Genomic DNA, 3226 nt, shown 5'->3' with positions numbered 1-3226 from the left:
AAGAAATGTTTCGTCACCATCCAGCGCTTCAATGGCAGCGGCTTGGGAAATTGAGGAGGGGCACGAGGTGGCCTGGCTTTGAATAACCGCCATGGCGCGGATCAACTCTTCTGGCCCAGCACCGAAGCCCAAGCGCCAGCCAGTCATGGCATGGGATTTTGACACGCCATTGATGATCAGCGCACGGTCCTTAAGGCGTGGTTCCACTTGTACGGGGGTCACGAACTGGAAATGATCATAAATGATGTGCTCGTAAATATCGTCGCTCATCAACCACACATGGGGGTGCTTGAGCAGCACATCGGTGATGGCTTGCAGTTCTTCAGCCTTATAGGCGGCGCCTGTGGGATTGCTTGGTGAGTTGAGCAACAACCACCGGGTTTTATCGGTAATTGCAGCTTCAAGCTGGTCGGGTTGCAGCTTGAACCCTGCGTCCCCCGGGCATTGCACCAAAACGGGCACACCGCCGCAAATGCGCACGATGTCGGCGTAGGTGGTCCAAAATGGGGTCGGTATCACCACCTCGTCGCCATCATTCAGCGTGGCCATGAAGGCGTTATAAAGAACCTGTTTTGCGCCAGCAGACACGGAGATGTTTTTTGGCTCATATTTGAGCCCATTGCCGCGTGCCAATTTGCGGCACACGGCAAGCTTTAACTCAGGCGTGCCATCGAGCGGGGTATATTTTGTCATCCCCGCATCAATGGCTTTGTGGGCGACATCTTTGACATGGTCTGGCGTGTCAAAATCTGGCTCGCCAGCGCCCAGAATAATCACCGGGTTGCCTTCAGCTTTCAACTCGCGGGCGCGGGTTGAAATTTTGATGATCTCTGACACCGAAATGTCAGAGATACGGTTTGCACGTCGAAAACTAGACGGTGATTGAATTGGGGCGTTCATGTCAGATGCTCTTTAAATGCGGTTGCCTATTAGATATCGAAAGAAACGCCCTGAGCCAATGGCAATTCGGTGCCATAGTTCACTGTGTTTGTGGCGCGGCGCATGTAGCCTTTCCATGCGTCTGAGCCACTTTCACGACCGCCGCCAGTTTCTTTTTCGCCACCAAACGCGCCGCCAATTTCCGCACCTGATGTGCCGATATTAACGTTTGCGATGCCGCAATCTGAACCAGAAGCGGACAAGAAGTTTTCTGCTTCACGTACGTTCAGGGTGAAGACCATTGAAGAAAGACCCGCGCCAACCGCATTTTGCATTTCAATCGCGTCGTCAAAGTCTGTGTATTTCACGACATAAAGGATTGGGGCAAATGTTTCTTCAAACATTGGGCCAGACTGAGTTTGCATTTCAACAACAGCTGGGCGGTAGTAATAAGCACCCTCATTGCCTTCAACATCGACCCGTTCGCCACCAACAATTTTGCCGCCAGCAGCTTTCGCAGCCGCCAAGGCTTTCTCCATGTTGGACGCAGCGTCTTTGTCGATCAGTGGGCCAACCAGCGCATCAGAAGTCAATGGATTGCCGATTGAAACGCCCTCATAGGCTTTTTTGAGTTGCGGCACGAGTGTGTCGTAAATGCTTTCATGCACGAACAAACGACGGGTTGATGTGCAGCGTTGCCCCGCAGTACCCATGGCGCCAAAAGCAATGGCGCGCACGGCCATATCAAGGTCAGCAGATGGGCAAACGATACCGGCGTTATTGCCGCCAAGTTCAAGAATTGAACGGGCGAAACGTTTGGCCAAACGCGGACCAACTTCGCGGCCCATGCGGGTTGAACCGGTGGCAGAAACCAGCGCCACTTTTTCATGATCAACCATCACTTCGCCGCCAACACGATCCGCCACAAACATGGTGGCCAAGCCTTCAGGCGCATCGCCAAATTTGGCTAAAGCTTTGTCCATGATCGCTTGGCAAGCCATAGCGGTCAAAGGAGTTTTTTCAGATGGCTTCCAAATGGTTGCATTGCCACATGCCAAAGCAAGAGCGGCGTTCCATGCCCAAACAGCCACGGGGAAGTTGAACGCTGAGATGATGCCCACAACGCCCAAGGGGTGCCATGTTTCCATCATGCGGTGATCAGCGCGCTCGGTTGCAATGGTCAAACCATATAATTGGCGGGAAAGACCAACTGCGAAATCGCAAATGTCGATCATTTCTTGCACTTCGCCCAAGCCTTCAGAAGGGATTTTACCCGCTTCAATAGAGACCAAACGGCCAAGCTCGTCCTTATGCAAGCGCAGTTCTTCGCCAAGCAAACGCACCAATTCACCGCGACGGGGGGCTGGCACTTTGCGCCAAACTTTAAACGCGTCATGAGCTTTATCGATTTGCGCTGAGATTTGATCGGCGCTGGCCAATTTCACATTGGCAATGACTTCGCCGGTTGTTGGCGTGTTGACGGCCAAATCGCCGCCTTCAAGGGCCGCAACATCGACTCCGAGTTTTTGCAACAGGTCTTTGGTTTGATCTTTGACGCTCATCATTGGCTCCAAAATTTTGTGACGAGGCAATCCGCCGGTCTGAGGTGGACTGCTATCTGTGTTGAAATGGCTGGCTTTGCGCCCGATGTCACATTGGACGAATGGGGTTGGCTTGGCCTTTTAAATTCGTATTTCTCATGATAAAGCAATGAAATGCCCTAAAGAAGCAATGATTTTTCATTACTTGATTGTGGGTTGATACCCTTTACTTTCAAGTGCTTGACTCAATATTTTCCATAATTGCCTCATGCAAAAAGATGGGACCCTTTTTATCGAGCCACTCAGATCATTTATTAGGGTGAATTTTTTATAACGACACAATTTGTCCTGTCGATGCGTCTGCTTTACCAGCTAGCACTTGTTGGTAAATTGCATCAAGGTGATTGATATCTTTTGTGTGTTCAATGGTTATTATTGAGCGACAAAATTCAATATATTTTAGCAATGACAGGTTTAGTTGCTTCATTGTATCGCCTACACCCCATTCAATTGAACGTTTCTTTAATTGTGTGGGCGCAAAAAAGAATTCAGGTTTTACCCCGGGTAAAACATCTAAACTATGAGCGTCATTAATATTAATGTCTTGATGTTGAGTTGCGCCAATGCGACAAGAATAATTGAGTTTGTCTAAGAAGTGGTTATGGATAGTCGTTAGTGTTGTTTTACCACCGGCCATATCTACTAAGATAGAGGTGATATTTGCGTCTAACGTTGATATTTGCTCATAATTCACTACTTGTTGATAGCAGCCTAATGATTCGACAAAGTGTCTATTAACTTCAGAA

The 3226-nt window shown here is 49.3% G+C and carries 3 protein-coding genes; all 3 read right to left on the bottom strand.

All coding sequences use genetic code 11. The annotated features are described in order from the left end of the window. Positions 1–900 (bottom strand): pyridoxal phosphate-dependent aminotransferase (locus Q0231_RS11910; RefSeq protein ID WP_299347821.1); only part of this gene is annotated, 900 nt, incomplete at its 3' end. 29 nt (positions 901–929) lie between these two features. Next, entirely contained in the window at positions 930–2441 is a 1512-nt protein-coding gene (locus tag Q0231_RS11905; RefSeq protein WP_269393270.1) for an aldehyde dehydrogenase family protein, read from the bottom strand. Between the two features lie 307 nt (positions 2442–2748). Beyond that, positions 2749–3226 (bottom strand): DUF2855 family protein (locus Q0231_RS11900; protein WP_299347820.1); only part of this gene is annotated, 478 nt, incomplete at its 5' end.

Origin of the sequence: uncultured Maritalea sp. (genome assembly GCF_937139385.1) — a bacterium.
GTDB classification, from domain to species: Bacteria; Pseudomonadota; Alphaproteobacteria; order Rhizobiales; family Devosiaceae; genus Maritalea; species Maritalea porphyrae_A.
The sequence above is the reverse complement of the archived record's forward strand: the minus strand, read 5'-3'. Positions and strand labels throughout refer to the sequence as shown.